Raw genomic sequence first — 26,533 nt, 5'->3', positions numbered from 1 at the left:
AGGCGTCAGTCATCAAAGCGCCAGAATACCAAGGGGAGCCCGGCAACTGGCTCCCCTTTCTTATTGGACGTATTTGACATGACCGACTTTGCCTTTTTTGAGCGCCTGCCTGAAACCCTCGACACCGAGCGGCTCCTGCTGCGCGCGCCTGCAAGCGAAGACGCGGCCGACATTGCCCGGCTGGCCAATAACAGGAAAATTCACGACAATCTTGCCCGGCTGCCCCACCCCTACACCCTGGCAGATGCAGAGCAGTTCGTCGCCCGGTCCGCAAAATCACATGCTGACGGCACAAACCCCGAGCATGTCTGGGCCATCCATACCCGCGACGAGAACTTCATCGGCATGATCAGTCTGAATTTCCACACTGGTGAACCTGCCGTTCTCGGCTATTGGCTGGGCGAACCCTATTGGGGGGAAGGCTTTGCCTCAGAGGCCGTTGCCGCCATCGTTGAGGCAAGCGACATGGCAGGCCTGCCCATGCTCTCAGCAAGGGTCATCACCACCAACAAGGCATCGATCGCTGTTCTGGCCAAGGCCGGTTTCGTCACCATAGGTGAGGCCATTGACGATTGCGGCCCCCATAAGGGCATCGCCATCACCAGTTTGCAGCGGGAGCGGCGGTTATGACCCCCTTATTGACAACATCCCGGCTCCGCCTGCGGTCGCCGGGCATTGGCGACGCCACAAAACTGGCTGAATTGCTGAACAATTTCGCCGTGTCGGGCAACCTGGCACGTGTGCCGCATCCCTATACCATTGACCATGCCGACGCATGGCTGGGCAGTTGGCGCGCCGGGGCCAGACCTGCCGAGACCAGTTTCATCATCGAGCATATCGGTGAGGGCGCGGTTGGTGTGCTCGGCTTCGATAACAAGCAGGGCGATGCCCATATCGGCTATTGGCTGGGCGAACCGCATTGGGGGCATGGTATCATGACTGAGGCGACAACCGCCGCCGTAACATGGTATTTTGAAACCACTAAAGACGAATACATCACCTCCGGCGTTTTCCATTTCAACATGGCCTCTCTTGCCATTCAGCAAAAACTCGGCTTTGTCGAAACCGGACGTTCCACTGTCCACTGCCTTGCACGTAATGAGGATGTGGAGCATATCGACACGGAACTCACCCGGGATGCCTTTGAAGCCTATTGCAAACGCCCCGAGCCCCAACGCCATATCGGCGCTTGAAACGACCATTCCCGCCGGATGATCCGGCAATGAAAAGATCCAAACGATGAAATTTCTCGATCAGGCCAAAGTATTCATAAAAAGCGGCAATGGCGGCGCAGGCAGCGTCTCCTTCCGGCGCGAGAAATATGTCGAATTCGGCGGACCCGACGGCGGCAATGGTGGCCGGGGCGGCGATGTCTGGGTCGAATGCGTCGACGGGCTCAACACGTTGATCGATTATCGCTTTCAGCAGCATTTCAAGGCCGAGACCGGCACCCACGGCATGGGCCGCGACCGCAGTGGCGCAGCGGGCGGCGATGTCACCTTGCGCGTGCCCGTTGGCACCCAGGTCTTTGAAGAAGACAATGAAACCCTCATTGTCGATCTCACGGAAATTGGCCAGCGCGCCCGGCTGCTGTCTGGCGGCAATGGCGGATTCGGCAATGCGCACTTCAAGACCGCAAAGAACCAGGCACCGCGCCGCGCCAATCCCGGTCTCGAGGGCGGCGAGAAATGGGTCTGGCTCCGCCTCAAGCTGATCGCCGATGCCGGACTGGTCGGCCTGCCCAATGCCGGCAAATCAACCTTTCTGGCCGCAACCTCTGCCGCCAAGCCCAAGATTGCCGACTATCCCTTCACCACCCTGCATCCCGGCCTTGGCGTCGTTGCCATTGGTGGCCGCGATTTCGTTTTGGCCGATATTCCCGGCCTCATCGAAGGCGCCCATGAAGGCGCCGGCATCGGCGACCGCTTTCTGGGTCATATCGAGCGCTGCCGGGTACTGGTGCATCTGGTCGATGCCACCCAGGAAGATGTGGGCAATGCCTATACAACCATTCGCGGCGAGCTGAATGCCTATGGCAACGGGCTTGAAGAACGGGCGGAGATCGTCGTGCTCAACAAGATTGATGCGCTCGATGAAGAAACCGTCGCCGAAAAACTGGCCGAGCTGAAACAGGCATCGGGCAGCGATGTCATGAAAATTTCTGCGGTAGCCGGACAGGGCGTTGACCAATTGCTCTACGCGATCCTGCGCCACATTGATGTGGAGGTGGCCGCCCGCGAAGAGATTGCCAACCCCACCATCGACGAAACCTGGAAACCCTGATGCAGCACGATCCGCTGGGGGGCTATCGCCGCCTGACCATCAAAATCGGCTCCGCGCTTCTGGTCGATGGCGACAGCGGACGCTTGCGTGCCGATTGGCTGAAAAGCATTGCCGCCGATATAGCGGAACTCAAACGCGATGGCCGCGACGTGGTTATTGTCTCGTCCGGTGCAATCTCCCTTGGCCGCCGCATTCTTGGCCTCAATGCCCAAAGCCTGCCCCTCGATCAGATTCAGGCCGCCGCCAGTGTCGGCCAGATCGCCCTGAGCCAGGCCTGGCGCGATGCGCTTGCCGAATTCGAGGTGACCACCGGCCAGATCCTGATCACCCCCAATATCACCGAAGAGCGCCGGCACTATCTCAATGCCCGCACCACCATTTCCACGCTGCTGGCGCTCGGTGCGGTGCCCATCATCAATGAAAATGACAGTGTCGCCACCGCTGAAATCCGCTATGGCGACAATGACCGGTTAAGCGCCCGTGTCGCTGCCATGGTCAGCGCGGATTGTCTGGTCCTGCTCTCAGATATCGATGGCCTTTACACCGCCCCTCCCGGCACCAGCCCTGACGCCGAACACCTGCCCCTGGTCAAAGCCATCACCCCCGCAATCGAGGCCATGGCCGGCGGCGCGGCCAGCCATTTGTCGCGCGGCGGCATGACCACAAAAATCGAAGCGGCAAAAATCGCCACCCAGTCGGGCACCTCGATGATTATTGCGCGGGGCACGGTCACCCACCCGCTCAAGGCGCTCATCAAGGGGGCACCCCATACCCTGTTCACCGCCAATCAAAGCCCGGCAGCGGCCCGCAAGCGCTGGATTTTGGGATCGTTGACGGTCGCTGGCACCATCCATGTCGATGCGGGCGCAGCCAAAGCCCTGATATCAGGCAAAAGCTTGCTGCCAATCGGGGTTACAAAAGTCACAGGAGACTTTTCACGCGGCGATGCCATCTCTATTGTCGCCCCCGGCGAACAGGAGATCGCCCGTGGTCTTGCCGGCATGAACCACGAAGACGCAAAACTGGCCAAGGGCAAGAAAAGTCAGGCTATTATTGGATTATTTGGCGCGGAAAACCGCACGGAACTTGTCCATGCCGACAATCTGGTGCTATTGCACGCCGAATGGGGGAGCCATCATGAATAAAATGCAGCACCCCGGGACGGGCGCAAACGATATCGTTGCGACCATGAAAACCCTCGGCACCAAAGCGCGCGCCGCCGCCAGCGTGCTGGCAACCGCCAGCCCCGAGCGCAAACATGCAGCCCTTGTTGCCGCCGCCGATGCACTCCGTGCCAATAGCGCCGACATTCTCAAGGCCAATGCAATCGATCTGGAAGCGGCCCGCGCCAATAATATTTCCGGCGCGCTTCTTGACCGGCTCGAGCTGACCGAAGCCCGTATCGAGGGCATGATCACCGGCCTGCGCACCATTGCCGACCTGCCCGATCCCGTTGGCGCCACAATGGCCGAATGGGACGTGCCCAGCGGCCTGCACATCCAGCGCGTGCGCACACCCCTTGGTGTCATCGGCATTATTTTTGAAAGCCGCCCCAATGTCACCGCCGATGCCGGTGCGCTTTGCCTCAAGTCCGGCAATGCCGCCATTTTGCGCGGCGGCTCGGACAGCTATCATTCATCCCAGGCGATCCTTGCCTGTCTTCAGGCAGGGCTCAAAGCGGCAAACCTGCCTGAAGACGCCATCCAGATGGTCCCCACCACCGACCGCGCAGCGGTGGGCGAAATGCTCAAGGGGCTGAACGGCAATATCGATGTCATCGTGCCCCGCGGCGGTGCTGGCCTTGTCGCCCGCGTGCAGTCAGAAGCGCGTGTCCCCGTCTTTGCCCATCTCGAGGGCATCTGCCATCTCTATATCGACAAGGCCGCCGATTTGCAGATGGCGCTCGACATCACCCTCAATGCCAAAATGCGCCGTACCGGCGTTTGCGGTGCGACCGAAACCCTTTTGCTGCACAAGGATATCGCCGACACCCATCTCGCCCCGATCTGCGAAGCGCTGATGGCCGCGGGCTGTGAAATTCGTGGCGATGCCGATGTTGTCGCCCGGATCGGGGGCGCAAAGCCGGCCAGCGAAAAGGATTGGTCCACCGAATATCTCGACGCCATCCTGTCGGTCAAACTGGTGGCCTCGCTCGAAGCCGCCATCGCCCATATCGAGACCTATTCCTCTCACCATACAGAGGCCATCGTCACCGCCGACACCGGCGCTGCCGACAAATTCTTCAAACACATCGACAGCGCCATTCTGGTGCACAACGCCTCCACCCAGTTTGCCGATGGTGGCGAATTCGGCATGGGGGCGGAGATCGGCATCGCCACGGGCAAAATGCACGCCCGCGGCCCCGTCGGGGTCGAACAATTGACCAGTTTCAAATATCTGGTGCGTGGCACAGGACAAACCCGCCCTTGATCAGCTTTTCAAAGCGTATTCCCGGCATTACCGATTTGCCGATTTCGGCCCCGGGCATGCGCATCGGGTTGTTCGGGGGCAGTTTCAACCCACCCCATGAAGGCCATCGCCTTGTCTCCTCCCAGGTGATGAAGCGTCTCGGCCTCGATGCGGTCTGGTGGCTGGTATCCCCCGGCAATCCGCTCAAGGACCACAGCGAGCTGGCCCCGCTGGAACAGCGGGTAAAAGAGGCCCGCGCCCTCATCCAGTCCCCCTATATCCATGTCACCGGCTTTGAGGCCGCCCATGGTTTCCGCTTTTCCTTTGATACCCTCTCCTATCTCAAGCGCACCCTGCCCGGCCGCAAGCTGGTCTGGATCATGGGCGCCGATAATCTGGCCTCCTTCCATCGCTGGGAACATTGGCAGAAAATCGCCCAGTTGATGCCCATGGCCGTCTATGTCCGGCCCGGTGCCACCCGCAACGCCATGTTCTCCAAAACCGCGACCAGATTCGCCCGCTACCGGCTCGATGAAGCCGATGCGCAACTGCTCCCGGACATGCAGGCCCCCGCATGGACCTATCTGCACGGCATCATGTCGGGCCTGTCCTCAACGGCCATCCGCGCGGAAAAAATGGACCGTTGACGTCAAACATTCATCATCTCTTGCAAAATTGCCCGAAAATACCCATTATACAGGGTGTGAAACGGCAGGTGCCGGCAACACGGGATGAAACGCTATTTACAGCAAGCGCCCCATTCGCAAGCTCAACAAGGAACAGTCGAATACGCATGACCAACGGGTCTAACCCTTTGGCGGCAGGTGAATTTTGATGAACCCGTCGCCCCAACGGCCCACCGCGAAAGCGGCAGCCAAGCCACATGCCGAGATGATTGAGGTCATTCTTGAAAGCCTTGACGATGCCAAGGCCGAGGGAACGGTTTCCATCGATATCGTCGGCAAATCCTCACTCTCAGACCACATGGTCGTCACATCCGGGCGTTCGCACCGTCACGTCAGCGCCGTTGCTGACCAGTTGTCGCGTGCGCTTGCCGAACACGGATTTGGCAAACCACGTATCGAGGGCCTGCCCCATTGCGACTGGGTTCTGGTCGATGCCGGCGATGTCATCGTCCACATCTTCCGCCCCGAAGTGCGCGAATTCTACAATATCGAGAAAATGTGGTCGGCTGAATTCTCCGGCGACACGCACTAGTCTTTTCCGGTGCGTATCGTCATTGCCGCCATTGGCCGGATGAAACAGGGGCCGGAGCGCGAACTCGTGTCGCGCTATCTCGATAGGGCCCGGGCCACCGGCCGGCAACTGGGTCTGAGCGGTTTCGACACCATCGAGCTGCCCGAATCCCGTGCCGCCAGCGCCAATGCCCGCAAGGCCGAGGAAGCCCGCGCCCTGCGCGCCGCCCTGCCCGATAACGCGCTTGTTGTGGTGCTCGACGAGCACGGGAAATCCCTGACATCCCTGAAACTGGCCGACACTGTCGCGGCCTGGCGCGATAATGGCAAACAGGCTCTCGTCTGCCTGATCGGGGGGGCTGACGGGCTCGATCATGACCTCATCAGGTCCGCCGATCTTAAAATCGCGTTCTCCGAATTCACCTGGCCGCACCAGATCGTGCGCATCATGCTGGCCGAGCAACTCTATCGCACAACCACCATTTTAACCGGCCATCCCTATCATCGCGGCGAATGAAGCCGGTTTTCCACGCCCAAACCGCAAAAAACCGCACCCGATATGGCCAGCCGATTCAATCGGCGGCAAAATCCATCTACAAACGGCCAACTAACGCCGCTTTGTTAAGCTTCACTGCTGATTCGCGAATGGTGAACGTCCACAATATGCCCAGAACGACTTTAAAGGACTTGAGCCAGACGGGTTGGCGATTAGCGGGAACGCTCGGCGTGCTCTGGTTCTGTGCCTTTGCCGGCCCTGCGCTGGCCCAGGACATCGCTCCCCCGGTCGATGCCATCATAACCGAACCCACCGGGACCGAGGAAGCCGCCATTGATGCGGCCACCGCGCGCGAAGAACTCGACGAAATCCAGTCCTCAATCACCCTCACCCGTGAACGGGCCGAAACCATGCGGGCCGAAATCGCCGAAATGGATGGCGACCGCACAAAACAGAACGCCGCACTCATTGCCGCCGCCCAGCGGGTCAAGGCCGCCGAAACGGAGACCGCCGCCGCCGAGGCCCGTCTGGCAGAACTGATCGCGCGGGAAAACAACATCCGCACCCGGCTTGATGGTGCCGATAGCGATATCTCAAACATTCTGGCCGCCCTGCAGCGCATTGGCCGCTCGCCGCCACCCGCGCTTCTGGTCAATCCCGATGACGCCCTGGGCTCGGCCCGCAGCGCCATCATGATCACCTCCATCCTGCCCCAGCTGCGCGCCCGCGCCGATACCGTCTCCGCCGATCTGGCCGACCTGCTTGAAATCCGGCAGGCAGCACAGGCCGAAGAAGAGGGTTTGCGCGCCAATCTCTCGACCCTGCTCGAAGAACAATTGCGCACCGCAACCCTGATCGAGGCCCGCAAACGTGGCGTCGCCCGCGTCAGCGGTGCCTTGGAGGCCGAAGAGCAAAAAGCCGAAGAACTCGCCGCGCGCGCCCAGTCACTGGGCGAACTGATTGAAGGCCTTTCCGAAAATATCGATTCTGTTGCCGCTGCGGCCGATGCTGCCGGCGAAGGCCCGCCCGATGCGTCATGGGTCAATCTGGACCGCGACACCATTCTCACAGCCCTCGCCAATACCGACCGTACCGAACCGGCCATCCCCTTTGCTGCCGCCCGCGGCTTTCTGACCATGCCCGCCTCCGGCGACATTGTCAGCCGGTTTGGGGCCGATGACGGCTTTGGCGGCATCGCCAGGGGTATTTCGGTCATCACCCGCCCCGACGCCCAGGTTGTCGCCCCGGCGGATGGCTGGGTCATGTACAAGGGCCCCTACCTCAATTATGGCCAAATTATCATTCTTAATCCGGGCAATGGCTATTCCATTCTTCTGGCCGGCCTTGATTCGACAAATGTCGAATTGGGCCAGTTCGTCATGATGGGAGAGCCTGTCGGCATTATGGGATCACGCACAATTGGTCAGGCCGTCACCACGACCACTGGCGTATCACGCCCAACGCTTTATATTGAACTCAGAGACCAAGACACGCCGCTCAACCCCACGAACTGGTGGGCGGACAATGCAAACCGAACCCAAAGTGGATAGCTCCAACATGCGTCTATCGCCAATCCGTGCCATTGCCCTGGCTTTCGTTCTTGTGGGACCGCTCACTGCCGCGCCACTGCTGGCGCAGGAGACCACAACCGAAACCGAGACAGCGCCGACCCCGAGAGATCCCGCGGAAGTCTATGCCGACCTCAATCTGTTCGGGGAAGTCTTCGACCGCATCCGCGCTGAATATGTCGATGCGCCCGACGAAAAGGAACTCGTCCGCGCCGCCATTCAGGGCATGCTCACCTCGCTTGACCCCCATTCCAGCTATCTCGATCCGGTAAGCTATGACGACATGCGCCAGGATACATCCGGCGAATTCGGCGGGCTGGGTATCGAAGTCACCATGGAAGAGGGCGTGGTCAAGGTCATCTCCCCGATTGACGACACCCCTGCCGCCAAGGCCGGCATTCTGGCCAATGACTATATCGTCGAGCTCGATGGCACCCCGGTGCAGGGTCTGACCCTTGATGAGGCCGTCGACATCATGAAGGGTGCCGTGGGCACCAAGATCAAGATCAAGGTCATTCGCGAAGATGTGGACGATCCCATCGATTTCGAACTGACCCGTGACATCATCGCCCTGCGCGCCGTGCGCTGGAGCCTTGATCGCGATATCGGCATCATGCGCCTCGCCCGCTTTTCCGAGCAGGCCTATACCGGCATCGAAAACGCCATCAAGGATATCTACAAGGAACGCAATGGCGAGGCCCCCAAAGGCCTGATCCTTGATATGCGCAACAACCCCGGTGGTCTTGTCGACCAGGCGGTCTATGTCACCGACGCCTTCCTCAACAAGGGGGCCGTCGTGCTCACACGCGGCCGGTCCGAGGATGAGAGCGCCCGTTATGACGCCAAGCCCGACGATCTCGATCGCCTGATCGCTGATGTGCCGCTGATCGTTCTGATCAATGGCGGCTCTGCCTCCGCAGCCGAAATCGTCGCCGGCGCCTTGCAGGATCACAAGCGGGCAACCCTTGTGGGCACCCGCTCCTTTGGCAAGGGCACCGTGCAGTCGATCATTTCGCTGGGGCGCAATGGGGCCATGCGCCTGACCACGGCCCGCTATTACACGCCCGACAACCGCTCGATCCAGGCCGCCGGTATCACCCCAGATATCGAGGTCTTCCAGGACGTGCCCGAGGAGTTCAAGGGCCGCGATGAGATCGTTGGCGAAGCTGCCTTGCCCGGCCATATCAATGGCGACAGTGAAGCGGAAGTGACCAAGGGTTCCTCGGTCTATGTGCCCTCGGACAAGACCAAGGACAATCAGCTCAACTATGCGATCGACCTGATCCTCGGCGAGAAGACCGATCCCGCCTACCCGGCCAATCCGGAAGGCTGATCCATGCTATAAATCTCCGGGGCGGATGTTGATTCGCCCCGGAAATTCATGCGCTGCGGGGCATGGCATTGAAACGACAGGGAGACATCCCGCATTAAACGGCGGGAAACACTCCGGCGGAAATGATGGTCAATGACTGACGATCTCGAAGCGCCGCTGGGGCGCAAGAAAAAGCCTGAAACCCGAACCCGCCGCCGGCTGGATCTGCGCAGCCTGCCGCTGGCGCGCGGTCTTTTCGGGCTGATCGGGCTCATTGTTCTTGCCCTTGTGGCCCGCGTTCTCATCACCGATGATCCACAAGGCGGCCGCCCCATCGCCCAGGTCGGGGTTTCTGCCGCCCGCACCAACGATATTGCCGCCACAGTGGCAACCGAACCGCCCGCAGATACGCCAAGTGTCACCATTGCTGAAACAGTCCCTGAGACCGGTGGTCCCAGCATTACAACAATTGGCGATGACGTACCTGATGCCGATAGCCTGGGCGCATCAATGGGTGTGGAATCCCTGACCGAATTCGGCGTCCTGCCCGATCTCGTCGAGGAAACCCAGAACGGGCCGATCCCCCAGATGGGACCGGATGGCACAACCCCTTTTGCCGCCTATGCCCGCGCGTCCATCACCCCCGCCTCAGCCAATGGCAAGCCACTCGTCGCCCTTATCATGACCGGCATGGGCCTTAGCGAAAGTGGCACGCTCGACGCCATCGACAAATTGCCCGACAATATCACCCTGGCCTTCGCCCCTTATGGCCGTTCCCTGCAGCGCACCGGCAGTGCCGCCCGGGCCGGTGGCCATGAACTCATGCTGGAAGTGCCCCTGGAGCCGTTCGATTACCCCCAGAACGATCCCGGCCCGCAAACGCTTTTGACCGGCCAGACCCCACGCGCCAATCTGGATCGCCTGTTCTGGCTGCTGGCCCGGTTGGGCGGCTATACCGGTGTCATCAATCACATGGGGGCCCGCTTCACCGCCTCGGCCGCCGATTTCAGCCCGATCATGGAAGAACTGGGCACACGCGGCCTTGGTTATTTCGACGATGGTTCCTCCAACCGCTCGCTGGCCGAAAATATCGCGGCCAAAAACAAGGTGCCGTTCCGCCGCGCTGATATTCAGGTGGATGCCACACCTTCCCGGTCTGCCATTCTTTCAGCGCTCAACGAACTCGAAGAGACAGCCGTCAAAAATGGCTCGGCCGTCGGCATTGCCACAGCCCTGCCCGTCTCCATCCAGACTATTGCCGAATGGGCGCGCGAACTGGAAGACCGGGGGCTGCTGCTTGTCCCCGCCAGCGCCTTGATGAACACTCCCAGATAGCGAAATCCATTTTCCATGCCCTCCCAGATCACCAGAGAACAAATGCCCTATCGCGATTGCGTTGGCATCGCCGTATTCAATCCTGCAGGCGAGGTTTTCGTCGGCCAGCGTGCAGCCGGCAAATCGGGCGCCCTCGATTATTCCTGGCAGTTCCCCCAGGGGGGCATCGACAAGGATGAAGAGCCGATAGACGCTGCACTGCGCGAACTCTACGAGGAAACCTCGATCAGCCAGATCAGCATCCTGACGGCTGCCCCCGACTGGATTTTTTACGACCTGCCCGATGAATTGCTCGGCAAGGCCCTCAAGGGCAAATATCGCGGCCAGCGCCAGAAATGGTTCGCCGTCCTCTATGAGGGGGATGGCACTGATATCGATGTGCTCAACCCGGGCGGCGGCGAACATCCGTCGGAATTTGTCGCCTGGAAATGGCTGCCGCTTGACGAGGTCCTGCCCCTCATTGTCCCCTTCAAGCGCGACGCCTATCAAAAAGTGCTCGACGCTTTTAAAAAAGTACCCAGGCAATTGCAGGCGGAAGGCGGGAAAGGCAGGGACGCATGAAAACCATCGGCCTGATCGGCGGCATGAGCTGGGAATCGACCGCCCATTATTATGCCATCCTCAACCGCGAAACCGCGGCCCGGCGGGGTGGACTGCATTCGGCACCCATTCTGCTGCATTCTCTCGATTTTGCCCCGATTGCCTTAATGCAGGCTGAAGGACAATGGGACGAAGCCGGCGCGCTGCTGGCCCAAAGCGCCCAAAAGCTCGAACAGGCCGGGGCCGGATTGGTCGCCATTGCCACCAATACAATGCATGTCGTTGCCGATCAGGTGCAGGCGGCGATCTCGGTGCCCCTCATCCATATTGCCAACCCCACGGCCGATGCCCTGCTGGAAGACGGATTTACCAATGTCGGCTTGCTCGGCACCCGCTTCACCATGGAAATGCCTTTCTACATGGACGGGCTGAAGGCGCGCGGCCTCAACCCCATTGTCCCCGGCGTGGATCACACCAATCTCAATGCCATTATCTATGACGAATTATGCAAGGGCATTGTCCGCGAAGAATCGCGCCAGACCTATATCAATGCCATTGCCCGTCTGAAGGCCGCAGGCGCCGAGGCCGTCATTCTGGGGTGCACGGAAATCAATATGCTGATTGATGACAGCGTCAGCCCCTTACCGGTTTATGACACCACGGATCTGCACGCCAGGGCGCTGGTCACCGCCGCGCTCGCCTGAACGCCATCAAAGTTCAGATCAGTCCGGTCTCCGAGGCAAAGGTTGTCAGATAGATCGGCATATTCGCCGCCCCGATTGCCGGCGCTTCCATGCCGAGGCGGCCCATCTTCACCATCGGCGGCTCAAAACCGCGCCCGGCCAGCCGGTTCAAAGACGCCTGGGTCCGTCGCCCCAGATGGTCGAGCAGGGTTTGCGGCAGGATACCGTCGAGAATAACCGCCGGAAAATCAATCACAGTACAACTATTGGCAATCGCCCCGGCAAGGCCACAGGCCGCCTCCTCAATCCAGTCCATGGTCTCGCCGCTAAGCGCCTCCCAGGCCCATTCCGAAGGTGCAAGGCGCGGCACCGGCTTGCCCTTGGCCAGAAGCCGGGTTTCCAGTGCCTTCACCGAGGCGACCATATGGAGGGGACACGCAGCGCCATCTGCCGCACAGACAATTGCCGCCCCAAGATTGCCGGCATCCCCGGCCCGTCCCTCTATCACCCGGCCACCCACAAAAATGCCCGAGGCAATATGGGCGCCGATAAACATATAAAGCATGTGGCCATATTCCGCGCCGCGGCCATAGGTGCATTCCGCCCGGCACGCCGCCCCGCCATCGTCCAGCAGCACAACCGGCATTTCGAGCCGGCGCTGCAATTCCCCCGCCACATCCAGCGTTTCGAGCGCCGCCATTTCAGCGGGCGATGCCCCGAACAGGGATGGATCGCTGCCAGCGCGGCTGGGACACGCCACGCCCAGACCGCGCACACGTTGCTGGGCCTCACCCGACAACTCCGCAATCAACTGGCGCACCCCGACCGAAATATCGGCAATCAGCCCGTCGGCAACCACATAAGGAAACTCGCGACGCTTCTGGCCGACGATCCGCCCGCACAAGTCAAGCAACACGATGGAGACATGACGCCAGCCGATCTCGACACCGATCCCGTATCCGCCCTCGGGGTTGAGGCGGATGGGCACAGCAGGCTGTCCCCGCCGGCCGCGCATGGCATCACCACGAATGATGATCGCCTGCTCTTCCAGTCCCTTGAGCAAAACCGATACAGTCTGGGGCGCGATGCCGCTGCCCCGCGCCAGATCAGCACTCGACAGGCCGGGATGACGCCGGATCAGGGAAAGCAGCGTGCTTTCATTGCGTCGACGCATGTCCCCATGCCGGGAAGAACGGCGGGTGGCCAGCGCCGCAGATGAGAAGCTCGGATTTTTGTTCACGTGTTGCGCCCGGTATAAGTATGGACAGCTCATATCGCCGCGAGGCTATCCAGTGACTTTCAGTTTCATAATAAGTAGTATCGTAATATATTTTAATGCGAATAATTAATAGTGATACAGAATATCCACTTTTGAATTTGTATCGTCCAAAATAGAAAAGGTGCCCATCGGCACCTTTTTATGATTTTTGACAGGAGGGTCTCAAAATTCGGCCCAGTCTTGGCTGAGTGCTGCATTGCCCTGACTGAGATAGGCGCGGGCCGCAGCCTTTAACTTTGGCCTCGCCATGGCATCTTCGCCTTCCGGCAACTCTGCATTTGCCTTCGTCAGTGTGAAAATTTCCACCACCCGGTCCAGCTCTATCGCCTGCGCCTCGGTCTGCTCGATAGCGGCATTGGTTTCCTCGACAAGGGCCGCATTGTGCTGGGTCATCTCGTCCATTAGCCGGACTGCGGCATTGACCTCGTCAATCGAGGCCGCCTGCGCCTTGGAATCCTCGGCAATCCCCGCCATCAATGCGGAATTCTCCTGAATGCCCGACAGCATCATCGCCAGCTTCTCGGCCGCTTCCGCCACAAGGGCCGAACCGCCCTTCACCTCGCCAGCGCTCTGCTCGATCAAGGCCTTCACCTCGGACGACGCATCCGCCGCCGATTGCGCCAGCCGCCGCACTTCCACGGCCACAACCGCAAAGCCCTTGCCCGCCTCACCGGCCCGCGCCGCCTCAACCGAGGCGTTCAGGGCCAAAAGATTGGTCTGGAAGGCAATGTCATCAATCATGCCGATAATGTTCGAGATCTTGGCGCTTGAAGAGGTAATCCGCTCCATCGCCTCATTGGCCCGGCCCATCACCTCGCCGCCCTGCTCAGCCGTCTGGCTGACAGATTGCGATTTGCTCGCCGCCTCATCAGCCTGCTGCGCATTCTGGCGCACCGTATTGGCCAATTGCTCCATCGCCGCCGAGGTCTCTTCAATCGTCGCCGCCTGTTTGGTGGTCCGCTCCGACAGGTCATTGGCCCCGGAAAGGATTTCCCCGGTCGCCGTTTTCAGCGCCCCCGAGGTATCGCGCAATTGCCCCACAATCTCGGTCAGCTTGTCCGCCACCGCATTGGTGTCGTTCTTCAGCTTGGCAAACGCGCCTTCATAATCGCCCTTCACCCGCTGGGTCAGGTCGGTTTCCGCCAGCGCGCTGAGCACATAGCCGGTCTCGCCCACGCCGCGATCCACTGTCGCGACCAGATTGTTCACCGATCCGGCCAGATTATTGAGTTCCGCATCCGGGAATTCCGCATCGACCCGTTTCGAGAAATCACCGGCCACCGCCGCATCAACCACTTCGCCAAACGCCCGCTGCAATTCCTGCATCATCTGCGTGCGCTCAACCTGCCGCTGCTGCGAGGCCGCTTTCTCTTCCTCGGTCATTGAATTGACCCGGATACCGTTCTCCCGGAAAACTTCCACGGCACGCGCCATCTCGCCCAGCTCATCGCCGCGCTTTGTGCCCTGAACCTCGACATCGAAATTGCGATTGGCCAGTTCAACGGCGGTCGTCGTCAGCCGCTTCAAGGGATCGCTGACCATGTATTTCAGCACCAGCGCCAGCCCGGCCATCGCCGCCCCGGCAATTGCCAGGGCAATCAGCGCGGTTTGCACCGCTGACCCGATCGCTGCGTTAATGCTGGCTGTCTGGTCCCAGCCCACCACCAGCGCACCGACAACATCATTGTCCTTGCCAAAGCGCGCCGGCACCGCCACCAGATGATAGCTGCCCACATTCGTTGATTGTTCGGCAAGTTCGGCAATTGCGCTCTTGCCCAGATCCACCGCCCGGCCCGAAAGATCGGCGTCTGCTGTTTTCTCGGTCAGCAATTCGCCCTCCAGCTTCACCGCCCCCGCATAGGCAAAGCGAAAGGCCGGATCGGCGGCAAACCCATCAAACACGGCATCAAGGTTTTCACCTTTGCCGAATTTGATATTGCCACCATGTTCACTCGCCAAAAGCTCGGCAATCTGGTTCTCTGATTTTTCATTCGCCGCAATCAGCTGCCGGAGGCCTGACATCGAGCTGATAGCGATAATAGTGACGGCAATCACCGTCACCGCAAATGTTACCAGCATCAGCAGTTTCAGGTTCAAAGAAACTTTGACCATAATATTTTTCCTTGTCGTGTCAGGCCTCAAGCCCAGCTGGCTTACAGCATTTCCACATTCACGCCGAAGGTGATCGCACCGATCGGCTGGCCGGCCGCATCCAGCACCGGAATGCTGACCTGGCTTTGGAAAGTCTGTGTGGATTCATCCTGCTCGACATCGCCAAGATCGACAGAACCGGCGCCGGCGCCAAATGTGTTCTGCCACTTGCCTTCATCGCCCTGCCAATAGTCCGAGGTGACACCGCTCTGGCCCACATTCAGCCCCTTGCCATCCATGGCAAAGATTTCAGTGAACAGCCCCTCGCTCTCTTCCTGCACACTCATGAGGTAGCGCGAGGCATCGTTTGACAGAACGCTGTCGATCAAGGGCTTGCTGGACGCGTCAACCTCTGCACGCCACTGGGTATCAAGGCTGTCGATCTTGGCCTGATCATAACCACCCGTCTCGGCATTCTGCGCTTCAATGGCGGCAACCAGTTCCGGGTTCTGTGCAATCTCTTTCACTTTGCCATTGGCAAGTTCGGTCAATTGATCGGCAAATTCATTGGCAAAAACTGGTGCGGCAGCCAAAGCTGTCGCCATTATTGCGGCGGTAAAAATGGTTTTCATAACTACTCCCTCTCCTCGGCCCTTCCAGCCGTCAAATAAGACGAATAGTAGAAAATACTTAACAATATCTGTAATCGTCATATTATGGACTTATTGACAAAAAACGCAAAAAGAGCAGGTGCTTAAGCACCCGCCCTTCAAGTTGATACCCGTTTAAAACCAGCATCACATCAAGTCTTACTATTCGGTCATACGCCGATACTTGGCCCCTCGCCCAGAGAGAGAACAAGGATTGGCAGGTGCCTAGAATCCATTCCAGTCCTGCTTCACCGCTGCATTGCCATGCGCGCCATAGGACTTGGCCGCTTCCGCAACCTTGGCTTGCAGCGCCCGCGCGCCAACGGCGGGGCGGGGCGCATCCTCCGACAAGACGGCATCATCAAGCACGAAGATATCAACGATCCGGTCGAGTTCCGATGCCTGCGCCTCGGTCTGCTCAATCGCGGCATTGGTTTCCTCCACCAGGGCCGCATTGTGCTGGGTCATTTCATCCATCTGACGCACCGAAGTATTGACCTCTTCAATCGAGGCGGCCTGCTCCTTGCTGTCCTTGGCAATGTCTTCCATCAGCGCATTGCTCTTGCGCGCCGCCTCCAGCATGCTCTCAAGCTTCTCGGCCGCACTCGACACCAGTTTCGAACCGTCATTGACCTCGGCCGCACTCTGTTCGATCAGAACCTTGACCTCAGAGGAGGCTTCAGCCGCCGACTGGGCCAGCCGCCGCACTTCCACCGCGACTACCGCAAAACCCTTGCCCGCTTCCCCGGCCCGCGCCGCCTCAACAGAGGCGTTCAGCGCCAAAAGATTGGTCTGGAAGGCAATGTCATCAATCATGCCGATAATATTTGAAATCTTCGAGCTCGATGAGGTAATGCGGGCCATGGCTTCATTGGCGTGATGCATGACCTCCGCACCATCCTCGGCTGCCGCCGACACCTGTTGCGCGCTGCCCGAGGCATCCTGGGCCTTGCTGGCATTGCCCATCACCGTGTGGGCCAATTGCTCCATCGCCGCCGATGTCTCTTCAATTGTTGCCGCCTGTTTGGTCGTGCGTTCAGACAGGTCATTGGCACCGGAAAGAATTTCCCCCGTTGCCGTTTTCAATCCACGTGACGTTTTCCGCAGCTGGCTGACAATCTCGGTCAGCTTGTCGGCCACCGCATTGGTATCATCTTTGAGTTTGGCAAATGCCCCCTCGTAATGCCCCTCGACCCTCAGCGTAAGGTCGGTCTCTGCAAGAGCGGCCATCACCTGCCCGGTCTCACCGATACCCCGGTCCACCGTTTCCACCAACCCGTTGACACTGGCAGCAAGTGCATTGAGCTCCGCATCCGGGAACTGGGTGTCCACCCGCTTGGAAAAGTCGCCCGCCATGGCCGCATCGACAACCTCACCAAAGGCTGAACGCAGCTCCTGCATCATCTGGGTCCGGTCAACCTGGCGTTGTGCCGATGCCGCTTTTTCCTCTTCGGTCATCGAGTTGACCCGCATGCCGTTTTCGCGGAACACCTCGACCGCCCGGGCCATCTCGCCCAGCTCGTTGCGATAATTGGTATAAGGCACGTCCGCGGATTCCGGGTCTTTTGTGACCGCCGCCATGGTCGTGACCAGTTGCGAAATCGGTTTTATCAAAACACGCGCCGCAACGAATACAAGGGCACTGATAATCGCCAGAACGATCCCCGATACGGTCAGCAGCATATTGAATGTATCATTCTGCACACCGACGACTTTGGCCTTCTCCACGCCCACATAAAGAATACCGACAACCTGATCCTGCTTGTCAAAGATCGGCTTGTAGGCGGTGAAATAGGGCACGCCTATGATATTGGCTTCACCCAGATAGGTTTCACCCTTGGTGACGACCGGATAGACAGGGCCATCCTTGCCCAGCGGCGTGCCTATGGCGCGCTCACCGTCAGCCTTGACGATATTCGTCGTCTGCCGCCAGAAATCCTGGGTCTTGGGATCCCAGGCGAACATGGTCGCGGTTTCGCCCGTCACCTTGGTGATTTCATCGATCAGGTTGTTATTGCTGAACTCAGGCATGGCCCAAACGGTCAGCCGGTCAATTTCGTTATCTTCAGTCCAGGTCAGCTCGGTGCCGGGCATGGAGCCTGAAAATATCGTGGCCGCAATACGCAGATTGGAAAGCTGGGTGTCCCGGGCAATCTGCGCCGTGCCGGACGACAGATTGATATAAACAACGACCGCCACCGCAGCGATAGCCAGCGCCAGGCTGCCGATAGCCAGGAACAGAATTGACGTCGAAAGCTTGACGCCACCAATCAGCGCGAATTTGCGTTTCATCTTGAATTCCCCCAAGAGACGTAGTTCTACGTTCACTATTGGGCGAAATACTAACCAGCATGTAGTTAATAATAATTGACTATAATTTGGCAGAAATGTCCGGTCGACTTGAACAAGATCGCAAATCGGTAAAAACTGTTTGCATATATGACCTTAGCAACTTGTGCATTCGCAATGTCGACATCACTGATGCGCGCGCGCATGGCCACGCCATCACGCGGATCCATAAAAAAAGCGCCCCGGAGGGCGCTTTTGAACAATCAGGTCACGGACAAATCCGCAAATTTACATCAGAACGACATTCGGTCCGAGATGCTGGGCTTCAAGCATCAGATTGGACCAGCCATCGAGCACAGCCTGTGCTGCGGCCTTGCCGTCAAGCGTTGTCTGTTCGGCAAGTTCAGCCTGGGCTGCCTTGATCGCCGCTTCAATTTCCGCCCGCTCAAAGTCTGAGGCCGCCTTGGCGCGTTCCGCCAGAATGGTCAGCCCTTCGGGGGAGATTTCAGCGAAACCACCCTGAACATAGAACGTACGCGTTTCCGTGCCCGTTACCGTGACAAAGCCCGGTTTCAACGTGGTCATCATCGGTGCATGGTCACCCATCACCGTGAAATAGCCTTCCCGCCCCGGAACGGAGACCGATTTGGCCTCCTCGGATAGGACCAGATGTTCTGGCGAGACGATTTCAGTCTTGATGCCCTCAGCCATGAAATGTCCTTACGCTGCCTGTGCGGCCAGCTTTTGCGCCTTGGCGACGGCATCATCGATCGTGCCGACCATGTAGAACGCAGCTTCCGGCAGATGATCATACTCACCGGCAACCAGACCCTTGAAGGCACGGATGGTTTCTTCAAGCGGCACAAAGATGCCCGGTGCGCCCGTGAACACTTCGGCCACATGGAAAGGCTGCGACATGAAGCGCTCGATCTTGCGGGCACGGGCCACGGCAACCTTGTCGTCTTCAGACAATTCATCCATGCCCAGAATGGCGATGATGTCCTGCAGGCTCTTGTAGCGCTGCAGAATTTCCTGAACCTGACGCGCGACTTCATAATGCTCTTCGCCCACAATGGTGGGGTCAAGCATACGCGATGTGGAATCAAGCGGATCCACAGCCGGATAAATACCTTTTTCCGAAATCGCACGGTTCAGGTTGGTCGTTGCGTCAAAGTGCGCAAACGATGTTGCAGGTGCCGGATCGGTCAAATCGTCAGCCGGCACATAAACAGCCTGCACGGACGTGATCGAGCCCTTGTTGGTTGTTGTAATACGTTCCTGCATCGCGCCCATATCGGTCGCAAGCGTAGGCTGATAGCCCACAGCGGACGGAATACGGCCCAACAGCGCCGACATTTCAGCGCCAGCCTGCGTAAAGCGGAAGATATTGTCCACAAAGAACAACACGTCCATGCCCTTGTCGCGGAAATCTTCCGCAATGGTCAGGCCGGTCAGCGCCACACGGGCACGTGCCCCCGGGGGTTCATTCATCTGGCCGAAAACCAGCGAACATTTGGAACCTTCAGTCGAACCATTGTTCTCCTTGGGGTCCTTGTTCACACCGGATTCGATCATTTCGTAATAAAGATCGTTGCCTTCGCGGGTCCGCTCACCAACACCGGCAAACACGGAATAACCACCATGTGCCTTTGCAACGTTGTTGATCAGTTCCTGAATAAGAACCGTCTTGCCCACACCGGCGCCGCCGAACAGGCCGATCTTGCCGCCTTTTGCGTAAGGCGCGAGAAGATCCACAACCTTGATGCCGGTTACCAGAATTTCAGCTTCAGGGCTCTGATCGACAAAATCAGGTGCCTCGGCATGGATCGGGCGACGGCCTTTGGTCTTGACCGGGCCGGCCTCATCGATCGGCTCACCGATCACATTCATGATGCGCCCAAGGGTTTCTTCGCCCACAGGAACTTCGATTGACACACCCAGATCGCTGACGGCCTGGCCGCGCACAAGGCCTTCCGTGGTGTCCATGGCGATCGTGCGGACCTGGTTTTCACCAAGGTGCTGCGCGACTTCCAGGACGAGCCGGTTGCCATTATTGTCGGTTTCAAGCGCGTTCAGAATTGCGGGCAGGTGACCGTCGAATTCAACGTCCACAACGGCGCCGATAACCTGACTGACGCGGCCTGTTGGTTTAGCTTTGGCTGCCATCTTAAATCCCCGTTCTCGTTTTTTACAGCGCTTCAGCGCCGGAAATAATTTCAATCAGCTCTTTGGTGATCTGGGCTTGGCGCTGGCGGTTATAGCTCAGGTTCAGCTTCTTGATCATTTCGCCCGCATTCCGCGTGGCGTTATCCATGGCCGACATCTTGGCGCCCATCTCACCGGCAACATTCTCGAGCAATGCCCGGAAAATCTGCACGGAGATATTGCGCGGCAAAAGATCCTCAAGGATCGCTTCTTCGCTCGGCTCGTATTCGTAATTGAGGCTGTCCGCGCTTTCCTGTGCATCATCAAGTGCTGCCGGGATCAGCTGCTGTGCCGTGGGCACCTGGCTGATCACAGACTTGAAACGCGCATAAAACAACGTCGCCACATCGAATTCGCCATTCGCAAACATGGCGAGAACTTTCTCACCGATATCCTGCGCATTGGCATAACCGATCTGTTTGACTTCACGTAGGGTAACCGCCTCGACGATATTGTCCTTGAACATACGCCTGAGAATATCGTTACCCTTGCGGCCAACGGTCAGGATCTTGACCGTCTTGCCTTCAGCCAACAGCTTGTTGGCATGTTCGCGGGCCAGACGGGCGATCGACGAGTTGAACCCGCCGCAAAGCCCGCGTTCTGCCGTTGCCACAACCAGCAAATGCACCTTGTCCTCGCCAGTACCGGCGAGAAGTTTCGGGGCATCCTGGCGCCCCGCATAGGCGGCACCTAGCCCGGCCAGCACCCGGTCCATGCGCTCGGCATAGGGGCGTGCGGCTTCCGCGGCTTCCTGAGCGCGCCGAAGCTTGGCCGAGGCCACCATCTGCATGGCCTTGGTGATCTTCTGGGTCGATTTGACCGAGACGATCCGGTTTTTTAGGTCCTTCAAAGAGGGCATGACGCCATCCGTTCCGTTAAACTGCCGTGAGCTTTAAGCCGCAAAGGTCTTGGCGAATCCATCAAGGGCGGCTTTGAGCTTGTCCTTGATATCGTCGGTCAGTGCCTTTTCCTTGGCAATCGCGCCAAGCAGGTCAGCGTGCTTGGAGCGCAGTGCGCCCAAGAGACCTTTTTCGTAATCACGCACCTTGTTCACAGGCACAACGTCCAGATAGCCGTTCACGCCCGCAAAGATCACTGCAACCTGCTCTTCCGTCTTGAGCGGCGAGAACTGCGGCTGCTTCAAAAGCTCGGTCAAACGCGCACCACGGTTCAACAGGCGCTGCGTGGCGGCATCCAGATCGGAACCGAACTGCGCAAAAGCGGCCATTTCGCGATACTGAGCCAACTCGCCCTTGATCGAACCGGCAACCTGTTTCATCGCCTTGATCTGGGCCGACGAACCCACACGGGACACCGACAGACCGGCGTTCACAGCAGGACGAATACCCTGGAAGAACAGATCCGTTTCAAGGAAGATCTGACCATCCGTGATCGAGATCACATTGGTTGGAATATAGGCAGAAACGTCATTTGCCTGGGTTTCAATAACCGGCAAGGCTGTCAGCGAGCCTGAACCATGATCTTCATTGAGCTTGGCCGCACGCTCCAGCAAACGGGAGTGCAAATAGAACACGTCACCGGGATAGGCTTCACGACCGGGAGGACGACGCAGCAAAAGCGACATCTGGCGGTAGGCCACGGCCTGCTTGGACAAATCGTCATAAGCGATCAGGGCATGCATGCCATTGTCGCGGAAATATTCGCCAATCGCACAACCGGTGAACGGCGCAAGAAACTGCATCGGCGCCGGATCGGAAGCGGTCGCGGCAACGACGATGGAATATTCCATCGCGCCATTGTCCTCGAGCACCTTGACCAGCTGGGCCACGGTGGAGCGCTTCTGGCCCACAACAACATAGATGCAGTAAAGCTTGGCATTCTCGTCAGAACCCTGATGGGCCGGCTTCTGATTGAGGAATGTGTCGATGATGATCGCTGTTTTACCAGTCTGGCGATCGCCAATGATCAACTCGCGCTGACCACGACCAACCGGAATGAGCGCGTCAATGGCCTTGAGACCGGTCGACATGGGCTCATGCACTGACTTACGCGGCAGAATGCCCGGCGCCTTCACATCAACCTGCGAACGCTGCTTGGCCTTCAAAGGACCCTTGCCGTCGATCGGATTGCCCAGCGCGTCAACTACGCGACCCAGCAATTCCTTGCCCACGGGGGTATCCACAATGGCACCGGTCCGCTTGACCGTGTCGCCTTCCTTAATATCGCGGTCAGACCCGAAGATCACGACGCCGACATTGTCACGCTCGAGATTGAGCGCCATGCCCTTGATGCCGCCCGGGAACTCAACGAGCTCACCGGCCTGAACATTGTCGAGGCCATACACACGAGCGATACCGTCGCCGACCGAAAGCACCTGGCCAATTTCGGAGACCTGGGCCTCCTTGCCAAAATCCTTGATCTGGTCCTTGAGGATCGCGGAAATTTCCGCAGCTTTGATATCCATTAGCCGACCTCTTTCATGGCGATTTTCATCGCTGTCAGTTTCGTCTTTAATGAGCTGTCGATCATTTGCGATCCGACCTTCACTTGAAGGCCACCGATCAGCGAAGGATCAACGTGGGCATTCAGCGTCACCGTCTTGCCGATTTTCTTTTTCAAGGTATCGGCCAGCGATTTGAGCTGTTCCTTGGACAAGGGGGCAGCAGACGTCACATCCGCGCTCACCTCACCACGTTCTTGTGCAGCCAGGTTCTTGAAGCCGACAATCATTGCCGACAACGCGAACAACCGGCCATTCCGGGCCACGAGGCGCAGAAAATTTGCCACCAGTTCAGGGGTTTTCGCCTTTGCCAGAATAGCATCGATGGCCGCGCTCTTAACATCGGCGGCAATAACCGGTGATGTCAGCAAACGCGCAAAGTCGCTGCCCTCGCCCATCAGCCCGGAAATGGCATCAAGGCTCTTTTCTGTGGCCGGCACGGCCTTCGCATCTGTTGCCAGATCAAAAAGCGCTGCGGCGTAAGGCAGGGCAATGTGCTGAAGAACTGAATTCTGCGCGCTCAATGTTGCTCAACCCCGTCTGTTACAATTCTGTTGACCGGTGGAATCTAGCATAAACCACGCGGCAATTTCAGGACTTCTGTCAAGGAAAATGACCGACCCCGTCAAGGCTCGTGAAAGTCGCGCCCCCACTAACACACAAAAACTCGCGGGCGCAAGCGTGTGGGCGTGAATCTGGCGCGCTAAATTTGTCGCAGGCCCGGTTATGTCCCCCTGAACGGCTCAATAGAAACTCATCGGGTCAATATCCACCTGAACCCTGAGATTGCCTGTCACCTTTTCCCCGGCCTGAAGCCAGAAGCGCACATAGCCTGAAAGGTCGAAATCCTTGGGGCTTTGCACCAGCAGCCGCACCCGGTGCCGCCCCCTGACCATCGAGACCGGTGCATCCGCCGGCCCGAACAGTTTCACCCCTTCCGCCATCGGTGCCGCCGCCAGCAACCGCCGGGCAAACCCGAAAGCCACCTCATGCTCATTGGCAGAGATGATCAGCGCCGCCAACCGTCCGAATGGCGGCAGCCCGCCCTGTTCGCGCACCTCAAGCTCATGGGCATAAAACGCCTCACTGTCGTCGCGCATCATCGCCTGCATCACCGGATGATCCGGGTGATAGGTCTGCAAATAGGCCCGGCCCGATTTGGCGGCACGGCCCGCACGTCCCGCCACCTGGGTCAGGATCTGATAGGTTTTCTCCGCCGCCCGCGGGTCGCCATGCGCCAGCCCCAGATCGGCATCCAGCACCCCCACCAGCGTCAGCTTTTCAAAATGATGCCCCTTGGCCACCAGCTGCGTGCCGATGATCAGATCATATTCGCCCCGCTCGATCTCGGAGAACCGGTCGCGGATTTGCGCATTGCTGCCCATGTCCGAGGACAGCACAACCCGCCGCGCATCGGGAAAGCGCTCGGCGGCCTCCTCGGCAATCCGTTCAATCCCCGGCCCGATCGGCACCAGCGATTCGGCCGCCCCGCATTGCCCGCAACTCTCCGGCTTTTTCATTTCATGGCCGCAATGATGGCACATCAACACACCGCGAAACCGGTGTTCCACCAGCCAGCTGGCACAATCAGGGCATTGATATTGATGGCCGCAGGCCCGGCACAATGTCATCGGCGCATAGCCGCGCCGGTTCAAAAACAGCAAAACCTGCTCGCCCCGGTCGAGCGTTGCAAAAATTTCCCGCGCCAGTTCGGGGGCAATCCATTGCCCCTTTTCCGGCCCCTCGGCCCGCATGTCGATACTGCGGATATCGGGCATTTGCGCATCGGCAAACCGGCTTTCCAGCCGGATATGGGTATATTTGCCCAGATTGGCATTGTTCCGGCTTTCAACCGAAGGCGTCGCCGACGAGAGAATCACTTTCGCGCCGGCGAGGTTGGCCCGCACCACCGCCATGTCCCGTGCGTGATAATTCACCCCGTCCGATTGCTTGAACGCCCCATCATGTTCTTCATCGAGCACCAATAGCCCGAGTTCATGAAACGGCAGGAACAGGGCCGAGCGCGCGCCCACAACCGCCCGCACCTGCCCGCTCATCACCCCGCGCCACACCCGCGCCCTTTGCACCGGCGTCATGTCTGAATGCCATTCGGCGGGCCTCACCCCGAATCGCTTTGTGAAGCGTTCAAGAAATGTGTGGGTCAGCGCGATTTCCGGCAAAAGAATCACCGCCTGCTTGCCGGCCCTCAGCGTATCGGCCACCGCCTCGAAAAACACCTCGGTCTTGCCGCCCCCGGTCACCCCGTCGAGCAGCGCCACCCCGAACCCCTCTGCCATGGCCCGAAACTGGTCGAGCCCGGCCTGCTGCTCGGCATTGAGCACCATCGGGCGGAAATCGGGGTCCGGTGCCTGCACCACGGGCGGGGGCGGCAAGCTGACCTGTTCCAGCGCCCCAACCTTCACCAGTCCCTCGATCACCGAGGGGCTGACCCCGCTCGCGCCCACCAGCGCCGGCTTGGCCCAGGCCATGCCATCCATCACCACATCCAGCACCCGCTCCCGCGCCCCGGTCATCCGCTCGGGGATAGTCCCCGTCGTGCGATAGGCGGTCACCGGCTTTTCCGGCTCCAGCGCTTCATGCGATCGCAAGGCTGCCCGCAGCACCATGCCCGGTGCTGCCAGGGTGTAACGGGACACCCAGTCGATCAGGCGCAGCAATTCATCCGAAAGCGGCGGCACATCATAGGCCCGGGTAATATCCTTGAGCCGGTTATGCGCCACCTTGTCCTTGGGCGCCCCCCAGACAACACCCAGCGTCGAACGCGGCCCAAGCGGCACCATCACCACCGACCCGCGCACAACCTGCATGCCAGCCGGCACCCGGTAGGAATAAGGCCCGTCAACCGCCACCCCCACCATTACCGCAACAATGTCACCCAGCTCGTCCATCAGACCCTTGAAACCATTCCTTGCCGCACCGGAACAAACCATGACCGATTCACCCCCGCCTGACTACGGCCATTCCCCCACCCCCGGCAAGCCCCCGTCGGGAGGGGGGGTGCGAGCGGTGACCAAAGACATGCCACAATTCTCTCCCCACCCCCAACGTCATCCCCGCGCAGGCGGGGATCCAGCAGCGGGCAGACTTTTTCGCAGGAATTGCCTTCAGCACCGCCGACGCGGCGCACTGGATTCCCGTTTTCACGGGAATGACGCCGTGGGTGTGGCAAGCGCTGAAACCCTCATCCCCCCAGATCGTCACCCTCGGGCTCGACCCGAGGGCCCATGACCCACCATCCACGTCAGCAAAAGGGCCGGGCAGTCCCAACCTTCCCGCACGACACGCCGACCTGTGGTCGCTGCACAATCGCATGGGTACTCGGGTCAAGCCCGAGTATGACGATCGGAGATAACACAACAAATGGCACCTCCCCCTTCCTTCTCCCTCGGGCTTAACCCGAGGGTCCATACGATATCGGCCACATCGCATGGATGCCCGGATCAAGTCCGGGCAAAAAGGGGTGAAGGGCGAGGGTTTTGGCACCGCGCGTACCGCCCATCCTTCGACAGGCTCAGGATGAGGACAGTGGCAAACCCAGACACAAATCCCTCGTCGTCATTGCGAGCGGCCAAGCCGCGCGGCAATCCAGAACGGGATGCACATAACCCGGCGACCTTCCTCTCCCTCCCCCTCGTGGGGAGGGATCAAGGGTGGGGGTTGGCCCAAAGGGCCAAACAAAGACTCTGCGCTCTCTCCGCCAACACCGCGCTTGTGG

The 26,533-nt window shown here is 59.2% G+C and carries 23 protein-coding genes; 13 read left to right on the top strand and 10 right to left on the bottom strand.

Annotation, left to right across the window (positions count from 1 at the left end; genetic code table 11):
* Positions 1-78: 78 nt before the first annotated feature.
* From L1P08_RS12015 to L1P08_RS11955, 13 genes are all read left to right on the top strand, one after another.
* Positions 79-630, top strand: a complete 552-nt coding sequence (locus L1P08_RS12015) for a GNAT family N-acetyltransferase (protein ID WP_303617250.1) — start codon at positions 79-81, stop codon at positions 628-630.
* Positions 627-1,193 (top strand): GNAT family N-acetyltransferase, encoded by a 567-nt coding sequence (locus tag L1P08_RS12010; RefSeq protein ID WP_303617249.1) that lies wholly within the window; start codon positions 627-629, stop codon positions 1,191-1,193. The genes L1P08_RS12015 and L1P08_RS12010 overlap by 4 nt, the downstream gene beginning before the upstream one ends.
* A 46-nt stretch (positions 1,194-1,239) precedes the next feature.
* The gene (obgE, locus tag L1P08_RS12005) at positions 1,240-2,283 is read left to right on the top strand and encodes a GTPase ObgE (protein WP_303617248.1); all 1,044 of its coding nucleotides are present in this window, start codon (positions 1,240-1,242) and stop codon (positions 2,281-2,283) included.
* The gene (gene proB, locus L1P08_RS12000; RefSeq protein ID WP_303617247.1) at positions 2,283-3,428 is read left to right on the top strand and encodes a glutamate 5-kinase; all 1,146 of its coding nucleotides are present in this window, start codon (positions 2,283-2,285) and stop codon (positions 3,426-3,428) included. Before obgE ends, proB begins: the two co-directional genes overlap by 1 nt.
* A gap of 1 nt (position 3,429) precedes the next feature.
* Positions 3,430-4,713, top strand: a complete 1,284-nt coding sequence (locus L1P08_RS11995; RefSeq protein WP_303619562.1) for a glutamate-5-semialdehyde dehydrogenase — start codon at positions 3,430-3,432, stop codon at positions 4,711-4,713.
* Positions 4,710-5,339, top strand: a complete 630-nt coding sequence (locus L1P08_RS11990; RefSeq protein WP_303617246.1) for a nicotinate-nucleotide adenylyltransferase — start codon at positions 4,710-4,712, stop codon at positions 5,337-5,339. Before L1P08_RS11995 ends, L1P08_RS11990 begins: the two co-directional genes overlap by 4 nt.
* A 187-nt stretch (positions 5,340-5,526) precedes the next feature.
* On the top strand, positions 5,527-5,910 hold the full coding sequence (gene rsfS / locus L1P08_RS11985) for a ribosome silencing factor (protein WP_303617245.1): 384 nt from the start codon (positions 5,527-5,529) through the stop codon (positions 5,908-5,910).
* 9 nt (positions 5,911-5,919) lie between these two features.
* Positions 5,920-6,405: a 23S rRNA (pseudouridine(1915)-N(3))-methyltransferase RlmH gene (gene rlmH, locus L1P08_RS11980; protein ID WP_303617244.1), complete on the top strand. Its 486-nt coding sequence runs from the start codon at positions 5,920-5,922 to the stop codon at positions 6,403-6,405.
* Between the two features lie 146 nt (positions 6,406-6,551).
* Positions 6,552-7,934 (top strand): murein hydrolase activator EnvC family protein, encoded by a 1,383-nt coding sequence (locus L1P08_RS11975; protein ID WP_303617243.1) that lies wholly within the window; start codon positions 6,552-6,554, stop codon positions 7,932-7,934.
* Between the two features lie 7 nt (positions 7,935-7,941).
* The gene (locus L1P08_RS11970; RefSeq protein ID WP_438268464.1) at positions 7,942-9,285 is read left to right on the top strand and encodes a S41 family peptidase; all 1,344 of its coding nucleotides are present in this window, start codon (positions 7,942-7,944) and stop codon (positions 9,283-9,285) included.
* 132 nt (positions 9,286-9,417) lie between these two features.
* Positions 9,418-10,599, top strand: a complete 1,182-nt coding sequence (locus tag L1P08_RS11965) for a divergent polysaccharide deacetylase family protein (RefSeq protein ID WP_303617241.1) — start codon at positions 9,418-9,420, stop codon at positions 10,597-10,599.
* 42 nt (positions 10,600-10,641) lie between these two features.
* Positions 10,642-11,160, top strand: a complete 519-nt coding sequence (locus tag L1P08_RS11960) for an RNA pyrophosphohydrolase (RefSeq protein ID WP_438268413.1) — start codon at positions 10,642-10,644, stop codon at positions 11,158-11,160.
* Complete coding sequence (locus L1P08_RS11955) at positions 11,157-11,843, top strand: aspartate/glutamate racemase family protein (RefSeq protein WP_303617239.1); 687 nt, start codon at positions 11,157-11,159, stop codon at positions 11,841-11,843. The genes L1P08_RS11960 and L1P08_RS11955 overlap by 4 nt, the downstream gene beginning before the upstream one ends.
* Positions 11,844-11,856: 13 nt before the next feature.
* Here the strand turns inward: L1P08_RS11955 and L1P08_RS11950 are convergent, their stop codons facing one another.
* From L1P08_RS11950 to L1P08_RS11905, 10 genes are all read right to left on the bottom strand, one after another.
* Positions 11,857-13,062, bottom strand: a complete 1,206-nt coding sequence (locus L1P08_RS11950; protein WP_303617238.1) for an ROK family transcriptional regulator — start codon at positions 13,060-13,062, stop codon at positions 11,857-11,859.
* Between the two features lie 201 nt (positions 13,063-13,263).
* Positions 13,264-15,213: a methyl-accepting chemotaxis protein gene (locus L1P08_RS11945; RefSeq protein WP_303617237.1), complete on the bottom strand. Its 1,950-nt coding sequence runs from the start codon at positions 15,211-15,213 to the stop codon at positions 13,264-13,266.
* A 41-nt stretch (positions 15,214-15,254) separates the two neighbouring features.
* Positions 15,255-15,824: a hypothetical protein gene (locus L1P08_RS11940; RefSeq protein WP_303617236.1), complete on the bottom strand. Its 570-nt coding sequence runs from the start codon at positions 15,822-15,824 to the stop codon at positions 15,255-15,257.
* 243 nt (positions 15,825-16,067) lie between these two features.
* Complete coding sequence (locus L1P08_RS11935; protein ID WP_303617235.1) at positions 16,068-18,134, bottom strand: methyl-accepting chemotaxis protein; 2,067 nt, start codon at positions 18,132-18,134, stop codon at positions 16,068-16,070.
* A gap of 285 nt (positions 18,135-18,419) precedes the next feature.
* Complete coding sequence (locus L1P08_RS11930; protein WP_303617234.1) at positions 18,420-18,842, bottom strand: F0F1 ATP synthase subunit epsilon; 423 nt, start codon at positions 18,840-18,842, stop codon at positions 18,420-18,422.
* Between the two features lie 9 nt (positions 18,843-18,851).
* Entirely contained in the window at positions 18,852-20,297 is a 1,446-nt protein-coding gene (atpD, locus tag L1P08_RS11925; protein ID WP_303617233.1) for a F0F1 ATP synthase subunit beta, read from the bottom strand.
* Positions 20,298-20,319: 22 nt separating this feature from the next.
* On the bottom strand, positions 20,320-21,195 hold the full coding sequence (locus tag L1P08_RS11920) for a F0F1 ATP synthase subunit gamma (protein ID WP_303617232.1): 876 nt from the start codon (positions 21,193-21,195) through the stop codon (positions 20,320-20,322).
* Between the two features lie 33 nt (positions 21,196-21,228).
* The gene (gene atpA / locus L1P08_RS11915) at positions 21,229-22,761 is read right to left on the bottom strand and encodes a F0F1 ATP synthase subunit alpha (protein ID WP_303617231.1); all 1,533 of its coding nucleotides are present in this window, start codon (positions 22,759-22,761) and stop codon (positions 21,229-21,231) included.
* Entirely contained in the window at positions 22,761-23,321 is a 561-nt protein-coding gene (locus tag L1P08_RS11910; protein WP_303617230.1) for a F0F1 ATP synthase subunit delta, read from the bottom strand. The genes atpA and L1P08_RS11910 overlap by 1 nt, the downstream gene beginning before the upstream one ends.
* A gap of 219 nt (positions 23,322-23,540) precedes the next feature.
* The gene (locus L1P08_RS11905; protein ID WP_303617229.1) at positions 23,541-25,748 is read right to left on the bottom strand and encodes a primosomal protein N'; all 2,208 of its coding nucleotides are present in this window, start codon (positions 25,746-25,748) and stop codon (positions 23,541-23,543) included.
* Between the last annotated feature and the right edge of the window lie 785 nt (positions 25,749-26,533).

It is taken from the genome of Mariluticola halotolerans (assembly GCF_021611515.1).
GTDB lineage: Bacteria > Pseudomonadota > Alphaproteobacteria > Rhizobiales > Devosiaceae > Mariluticola > Mariluticola halotolerans.
The sequence above is the reverse complement of the archived record's forward strand: the minus strand, read 5'-3'. Positions and strand labels throughout refer to the sequence as shown.